Origin of the sequence: Bacillus cereus (assembly GCF_002567495.1) — a bacterium.
Lineage (GTDB): Bacteria > Bacillota > Bacilli > Bacillales > Bacillaceae_G > Bacillus_A > Bacillus_A cereus_AQ.
The window spans coordinates 39525-47908 of the sequence record NZ_NVAP01000052.1 but is presented as its reverse complement, the minus strand read 5'-3'; the positions used below and the strand labels follow the sequence as shown (position 1 = coordinate 47908).

The window sequence follows — 8384 nt, the reverse complement described above, 5'->3', positions numbered from 1 at the left end:
AAGCCCCTTCCAAGCCCCTTATAAGCCCCTACCAAGTAATAAATCATTGAGAAAAAACAAAACAAAAACAACTACAAGAACAAAACAAGCGCGAAAAAATGAAACCGGTGTTGTAGTAGTAAAAAAATTGTAATTCGAATGCCAAAACCATTCCCGCATTCCTATCTTTATAATGAAGGATTAAAATTTTCCTATTTACTAGCAAAGAGTGGAGGGAAACATATGGCGGTATACCGTAATGTGCAGGTGAACTTTTGGCAAGATGAATTCATATTAGATTTAACGCCAGAGGAGCGTTATTTTTACATATATTTGTTAACTGGTACGAAAACGAAGCAATGTGGTATTTACATATTACCGAAGCGTGTGGCAGAGCTTGAAACAGGTTATAGTATGGAAACTGTAGGGAAGTTGCTAAACAGGTTTGTTGAGTATGGAAAGATTTTATATGATACGGAAACGAAAGAGGTATTCATAATAAACTGGTTACACTATAACCCTATTTCAAATACGAATGTAGAGAAGTGTGTATTACGTGAGCTAAAGACTGTAAAAAGTAATGAGTTCATACATATGTTTATACGTAAATGTCTGGAAGAAGAATACATGATTCCATTATTATTGCAGCATTTTGGTATGCCAAAAGAAGAGGATAATAGTAGTTCACAAGTAGTTATTGAAGAGAAAGAAGAGGTAGAAAGTATGGAAGAGGACGTTCCAAATAGTGAAGTTTATAAGTTTTAGGAACAAAATATTAGTAGTTTATCTCCATATATTGTGAAGGAATTGAAGAATTGAATACAAAGACTTTCTGGAGAGAAAGTGTTAGAGGTACTTAAAATTGCGTTTGAAAATAATAAGAAAACGTTAGCTTATGTGAAGGGGATTTTGAGGAATTGGTGTAGTGAAAAATTAAAGGATTTTAGTGGGGAGAAGTGCGTAATGGGAAGTTTAGAGAGAAGGAAATGTATTTTGAGTAGTGTATTTTAATTTACATGAATTTAATACAGAATGTATGTTCGTTTTCGTGGGTTTTATGCTATACTACCATTAAATAAGGGTATTTTTATAATAGATAAAAAGATGCGGGGGGTACAAAGTTTGACTACTAGTACATCTGAGTTGTTTCAATATATTAATATGACAGAAGAACAGGAACAATTATCACAACGATATTTACAGACAAAAGAAGAAGAGATTTTAAAAGATATTCAACTAACGACAATTCGTGATCAAAAAAGAAGCGATTTTGCGGAGCGATTTATAAACGATTTTAGGAAAGTGCATAAACAAGATCCGGATTTTTTTCGATTATTTTACCATATACTCGAGGAGCAATTATTAAATGTTCTTGTAGTCCGTTTTGCATATGTCAGTTTCTCTAAAATGAAGATTTATTTAGAAAAAAGTGCACTTCCTTTGGACAAACTTGTAGCAATCGCATGTAAATATTTATCCAGTATTTCAAGTTATGTGAATGAAGCAAATGTTTTTCTTAGAGAGTTAACAAAAGAGAATCCGAACTATATAGAGGGACAATTACATACTTTACCAACTAAGCAGCAAGTAATATTACTTCTTGTAATGTTTGATGTAGATTATGAAAAGTTTCGTACATATAGTTCTTTATTGAATGAGAGGTTAGAAGAACATACAGAATTTATATTGAAACTGCTAGGGGAAAAGGAAAAGGTTGAAGCAGTTAAACGGTATTTAAAAGGTAAAGATGATAGTGAAGTATTTATAGGTGGGAATTTACCGGAACATATTTGGCGGCTATTATTTTGTGTTCATAAATATTCGAATGTTGCGAGGCGATATATTGAAATATTGGCGAAGAAAAATGTTTGGGGTTTTATAAACTATGCAACACGTTATATGTGTCACACTCTCGGTCAGTCTCAAAACTACAAAAAAACTGGTAGTGTAAATAGAGAAACATATGAAGAAATTCAAAGTTTTTGTACACAGTTTTGGATTTCTAAGGAAAGATTTTTTGCGCATCGTCTAAGGCAACATGATTTAAATAGTGAGGATTTTTGTAAGACGTATGAATATGAATTGCTATGCTTTATGTTGGAGGAAGATCCTGAATTTATTCAACGTACTTTGCAATATGTAAGTAAAATGAATTATCTCATCATCGCACGCACGTTAGCTGAAAAAGGATATGAGCTAAATATAGGGAAAATGCGAGAAGAATTTTTTGTTGCTGCTTTGCAAATAAAATTGTCTACAGTGCGGGATACATATCGTGATTATTTACTAGGGAAATTGTCACTTGGGGATATGGAGCAAATACTTAAAAATCCGAAATATAGAAGTATGTATTGGGGTATGCCGGTGTTAGAGGTTGCGCTTCTTTGGGATATAGATGATGTAGCAAAGAGGGAAGCTGTACTTACACTACAATTTGGAGATGATGATAGTGTTAAGTTATACGAACTTCTTTATGAATGTTCTGTCAGAGGGATAGAACCAAAACAAGTATTAGAAGATCTGCTTTCGTATGGGTTAAGTAAGGAAAAGCTTATCGCTTATGCAGTTGAAGAAGCTGCATGCTACAGTGAAGAGAGAAATAAGGCGAAGGAAGCGCTTGTTTGTGTAATTGTAAAAGAACAAGCGTACATCATTGAACGGTTTGATGAGTATTCTGCTGTGGCAAAAGCATATATTTTAGAAGAGTTAGCAAAGGATAACATGGTTAAAATGCGTCCGATTTTAATTGAAAGCTTAGGAGATTCATCTAAAAAAATGCGTGAGTCTGTAGTTAAACTGCTTTCAAAAGATGTAGAAGCTGCAGCAGATGTAGCAGTTGAACTTCATAATAAAAAGAAGATTGTTCGTGAAAATGTGATGAAAATACTAATAGAGTATAAGCTTGAAAAATATACGAAACTTGTACAGGAAGCTTTGCAAGAAAGTAAAAATGAATCTTTCGCTGGAAAATTCTCGTTTTTATTTCAAACGGAGGAAGAAAAGGTAGAAGAACTGTGTGCACGTATTTTAACTGAACAAACAAGAAAGTCACTTCTGCAATTCATTGGGGGTGAGCCACAAATCCGTTTACGTGACTCTAATGAAATTGCTGATGCTACAATTCCGTTAGCCTATTTACAACAGTATATTTCAGATGCTGCTATTGAGAAGAAAGAAACGGCAGAAGTAATTGGTAGAGCTTTAAATGAAGAAGACTTAAAAGAATATGTGCAAACAATATATCAAATATGGATTTCTCAAGACGCAGATGTGAAGAAACGTGGAATTCTTTCGTTATACGGAATGTACAGTGACGACAAAATGGTCGACATACTTAAGAAGCAAATTGATGAATGGGTGTTTCATATGAGAGGAAAGATAGCAGCGGATGCCGTTCGTGCTTTAGGTTTGTCTTCATCTAAGCTTGCACTTATGTTTATTCATGCAATAGCATTTAAGTATAAACATAAGCAAGTACGTAATGCAGCAAAAGAAGCGCTAAGTCTTGCTGCAAAAACACGTGGTATTACAGAGGAAGAACTAGAGGATCAACTGGTGCCAGACCTTGGCTTTACTATAGGTGGTGAAAAGATAATTGATTTCGGGAATCGAAGTTTTACTGCCATTTTAACTGCAGAGTCAAAAATTGAATTAGAGACAGAAGAAGGAAAACGTATGAAGTCACTTCCAAAGCCGAATGCAAAAGATGATATAGAAAAAGCTGAAGAGGCTAAGAAAGAGTTAGCCACTTTAAAGAAGGAACTCCGAAGTACTCTTTCATTGCAAAAACAGCGATTGGAAGCGGCACTTTCATTAAAGCGTTATTGGTCACATAATGCATGGAAATCTGTATTTGTGGATAATCCAATTATGAAGCAATTTTCTATTTCACTCATTTGGGGTGAATATAAGGAAGGAAAGTTGCTGAAGGCATTCCGTTATACGGAAGTTGGCGTGTTCTGTACAATTGACGGGAAGAGTTATGAACTTTCGTCTGGCACTGTTATTGGTTTCATTCATCCGTTAGAATTGTCTGGAGCTGAGAAGGAATTATGGAAAGAGCAATTAGAAAATGCGGGAATTGTACAGCCGTTCCTACAAATTGAGCGTCCAGTGTTTGTAGTAGAAGAGAATGATGAGAGTGCTATTGAGAGATTTGGCGGTATTTTACTAAATGGTCGTTCGTTATTCGGTAAGATGACGAAGCTTGGATGGATCCGTGGGTCTGTTCAAGATGGTGGTGTGTATTATACATTTTACAAAGAAGATACGCGGACTGGACTAGGAGCAGAACTTTCATTTAGCGGTGCGCCGATTGGTTATGAAGGTGAAGAGGATGTATGTGTATTTGATATTCAATTTTATAAAGCAGGTACAGTGAATCGTGGTTCATATGAATATGATGAATATGATGAAATTGATGAGGAAAGACGCATTGTACCAAAAGAAGTAGATAAACGCTTCTTTAGTGAAATGTTATATGATGTGCAAATAGCGACAGATTCAAACCTTGGACATAATGAAAGCTGGCGTAGCGAACGATAAGAAAAACCCCCTTCATTGGTAGGAAAATGAAGGGGGTTTTTCAATGTTTTTAAAAGGTTCTTTCTTAAAGGGGAGCGAATAGTGTGAGAAAGGAGGGGTTATATGGAAGTCGTTATAAAGAAGAAACGAAAAAGGGGAAAAAGAGTTTTTATTTGGTCTAGTAGTATCGTTCTTTTGTTAGTTATTTTTGCTGCGATTTTTTTGAACATATATACGCTGATATCTATGCCAAAAATAGATGGAACGATAAAGCTAGAGGATTTACAACAAGCTGTGACGGTGAAACGAGATAGTAAAGGTGTACCGCATATTAAATCGGAAAATGCACATGATTTATATTTTTCACAAGGATATGTACAAGCGCAAGATCGGTTGTTTCAAATGGATTTAAGTAGAAGACAAGCTTCTGGTATGTTAAGTGAAGTTGTTGGGGAAGCAGCTGTTGACCGAGATAAATTGTTTCGAACACTCGGTTTACGACGAGCGGCAGAAGCTTCAGTTAGTCAATATGATGGAGAAGCGAAATATGCTCTGCAGTCATTTGCTGATGGGGTGAACGCTTTTATAAGTGAGGCAAAAGAGGAAAAGAAATTGCCGGTTGAGTTTACTATATTAGGTTATGAGCCTTCTGAATGGTCAATCGTGGATTCTTTAACAATTGGAAAGTATATGGCGTTTGACTTAGGAGGACATTGGCATGGACAGGCGTTCCGATATTGGGCGCTGAAAAACCTTCCGAAAGAGCAAGCAAATGAGCTATTTCCTACATATCCGAAAGATGCACCTAGATTGCTAGCTGAACTAAAAACTACAAATGTGGACGTAGTACAAAGTTTTTCAAAAACGATAATCCCCCCGGAGTTTAACGGTAGTAATAACTGGGTTGTGAGCGGTGAGAGGAGTGCGTCAGGTAAGCCGATTTTAGCAGATGACCCTCATTTATCTCTTGCGACACCTTCTATATGGTATCAAACGAGACTTGAAATGAAAGATTTAAATGTGAGTGGCGTTATTTTCGCTGGAGTACCAGGTGTTATATTAGGCCACAATGACAAAATAGCGTGGGGCGTTACGAATACGGGGCCTGATGTGCAAGATTTATATATTGAGAAGAGAAATCCTAATAATGAAAATGAATTTCTGTATAACGATAAATGGGAGAAAGCTACGGTAGTTGATGAATCGATTAAAGTAAAAGGTGGGAAGACAATTCCTTATAACGTTACGATTACGAGGCATGGGCCAGTAATTTCAGAGTTTGCGGATAAGGGGAAGGAGAAAACGAAAACCGTATTTGCTTTAAAGTGGACTGCTTTAGAACCGTCAGCTGAGCTAAAAGCTGTATTAAATATGAATAAAGCAAAAGACTGGAATGAGTTTGAAACTGCTCTTCAAGATTTTCATACACCAACCCAAAACTTTGTGTTTGCATCAAACGATGGCACGATTGCTTATAAAGCGAATGGAAATATACCAGTGCGTAAAAAAGGTGATGGCAGCTTGCCTGTTCCAGGGTGGACAGATGAATATGAATGGGAAGGGTATATTCCATTTGATCAACTGCCGAAAGTTATAAATCCGAAAGAAGGGTTTATTTCAACTGCGAATAATAAAATTGTTGATGATGATTATCCGTACCATATTAGCAATACATGGGCGCAGCCGTATAGACAAATGCGTATTCAAGAATTTTTGCAAGAGAAGGAAAAGTATACGGTAAAAGATTTAGAAAATTTACAGATGGATCAAAAGAATTTATATGGGAAAGAGTTTACTCCTATATTTTTAAAGGAGCTAAATAAAACTGAGTTAACTGAAGCAGAGAAAGAAGGAGTAAAACGATTAACAGAATGGAACTTTTATGATAATAAAGATGAAGCGGCACCATTAATTTTTCATTTATTAATGAAAGAGATTTCTAATACGTTATTTTCAAAAGAAATACCGAAAGATGTAATGGAGTTATTTAAAGGGAAGTCACAAGTTGTTGATGAATTGATTCGAAAAGAAGTAGAGGGAGAAAATAGCGCTTGGTTTACGAAGTACGGAGGTTTCACAAAAGTTGTGCATACATCGTACGAGAATGTAATAAAGAAATTGCAGAAGGAATATGGATCGGATGTTGGAACCTGGAAGTGGGGCGATTATCATCAACTCGCTTTTACACATCCAATTTCGAAATCATCGAGTATGTTAGCATTACTAGCTTTTAATCGTGAGAAACCAGTTCCAATTGGTGGAAGCCAAGTTACCGTTCAAGCAGCGAGTTACGGCGATAACGGTATTGTAAATCACGGGGCGTCTTGGAGATTCGTTATTGATACGAAAGATATGTCAAACGGTTATCATATAGTGGGACCAGGACAGTCGGGACATTTTAGAAGCGATTGGTATCATGATCAAATAGATGATTGGGTAAAGGGAGAGTATCATACGACTACACTGAATACGGCGGGAATAGAAGGGAAAGTATTAACGTTACAGCCGAAGTGATAGGATGTTTTAATTGGTGGATGGACTGCTTTATGAAGTTATATAAAGGTGAGTGCAGATGAAGAACATATGAATTTAATTATGAATATTGGTCAATTTGAAAATTTAAATCGTGAAAAGAAAGGAAAAAGGAGCGGAAATCTGTTCCTTTTTTATTTTTCCTACTATTTTTAGGAGATTTATATGAATATAGGTGAACGAAACTTCATTTTTTTCTGGAATAAATGTGAAACGTTGTATAAAATAATCAAGAAAGTCAAAAATTATAGGGGGAAAGTTGTGAAGAAAAATAAGAGTTTAATAAGTTTTTTAGGAGTGTTTATTATGTTGTTTTCTTTTTGTTTTCAAGGAAATGTACAGGCAGATGTAAATACTGTTCAATCTGGAAAAATCAAATCAGGAAACGTAACAGTATGGGAAGTTGGAAATGTAGCGAAAGTATTAGCGGATGTGGAGCGCTTAAATTTAAATACAGTAAATGTACCGATTCAGGTAGATATCCCGAATGTGACCTCTACGAACATGGTAATTAATCAAGCGCAAAAGCAACAGGCTATTGTTTTAATTCGAGAATTATTAAAGCGTAATATTCAAGTTATAGTGGAACCGTTCCCGTATATTCAGCAGGGGAATGTTGGAGAGACAGAATGGAATCCGAATAACATTAATGATTTCTTCTGGAACTGGAAAACGGTTATTTTACAAGATATTTTTAATTCTATTACAAGTAAATACAATGTGTATGGACTAAAGATTGCTTCCAATTTCGTGAATATGGAATATGCAGAGGGATACTGGAGCGATACAATTGATTTTGTTCGTAAGCAGTATAAAGGAAATGTTTTGTATCAAATGAACTGGTGGTTAACAGCAAGTTGGGATCCTTCATACGAAGCGAAGTTTAAAGAGAAAATCAATCGTCCGTATTTAAAAAAGGTGGATATTGTTAGTATTGATAGTTGGTTTGAAGTTTCAGGAAAAAGAAATCCAACATATGAAGAAGTGAAGCAAAGTTTATTTGCAACAACAGTATATAATCGTGGACAAAATGTTGTTCAGCAATTGGAACAATTACATAATGCAACAGGAAAGCCGGTTTACTTCGGTGGATTTAACGTTCCAGCACGTGAACTTGGATTACAAAATCCATGGAATCCGGATGCTTCAAATGTGTTTTCAAAAGATGTACAATTAAATGGATGGAGTGCTTACCGAGATGTATTAGAACCGAAACCGTATTTTAAAGGTTTTTCAATTTGGTTTATTGGCTCAAATAATAGTACGCATGCGTATCAAATACATAGTAAAGAAGCAGAGGCAGTTATTAACGGATGGTACCGAAAATAAATTTTATAAAATAGGCAAGT

General features: G+C 35.5%; 3 protein-coding genes and 1 pseudogene. All 4 read left to right on the top strand.

Annotation, left to right across the window (positions count from 1 at the left end):
- The first annotated feature begins 222 nt into the window (after positions 1-222).
- The 4 genes and pseudogenes from COK05_RS25325 (at position 223) to COK05_RS25310 (ending at position 8364) form a co-directional block, all read left to right on the top strand.
- A pseudogene (locus tag COK05_RS25325) lies at positions 223-990 on the top strand (DnaD domain-containing protein).
- 111 nt (positions 991-1101) lie between these two features.
- Positions 1102-4524 (top strand): DUF4132 domain-containing protein, encoded by a 3423-nt coding sequence (locus tag COK05_RS25320; RefSeq protein WP_098614745.1) that lies wholly within the window; start codon positions 1102-1104, stop codon positions 4522-4524.
- 102 nt (positions 4525-4626) lie between these two features.
- A complete protein-coding gene (locus COK05_RS25315) occupies positions 4627-7017 on the top strand; it encodes a penicillin acylase family protein (RefSeq protein ID WP_098614744.1) in 2391 nt (796 codons plus the stop codon).
- Positions 7018-7296: 279 nt separating this feature from the next.
- The gene (locus tag COK05_RS25310) at positions 7297-8364 is read left to right on the top strand and encodes a glycoside hydrolase family 113 (protein ID WP_141539248.1); all 1068 of its coding nucleotides are present in this window, start codon (positions 7297-7299) and stop codon (positions 8362-8364) included.
- Positions 8365-8384: the final 20 nt, after the last annotated feature.

What these genes read in the sequence shown, in the direction of transcription:
- COK05_RS25315 (WP_098614744.1), top strand. Translation starts at nt 4,627, where the DNA reads ATGGAAGTCGTTATAAAGAAGAAACGAAAAAGGGGAAAAAGAGTTTTT.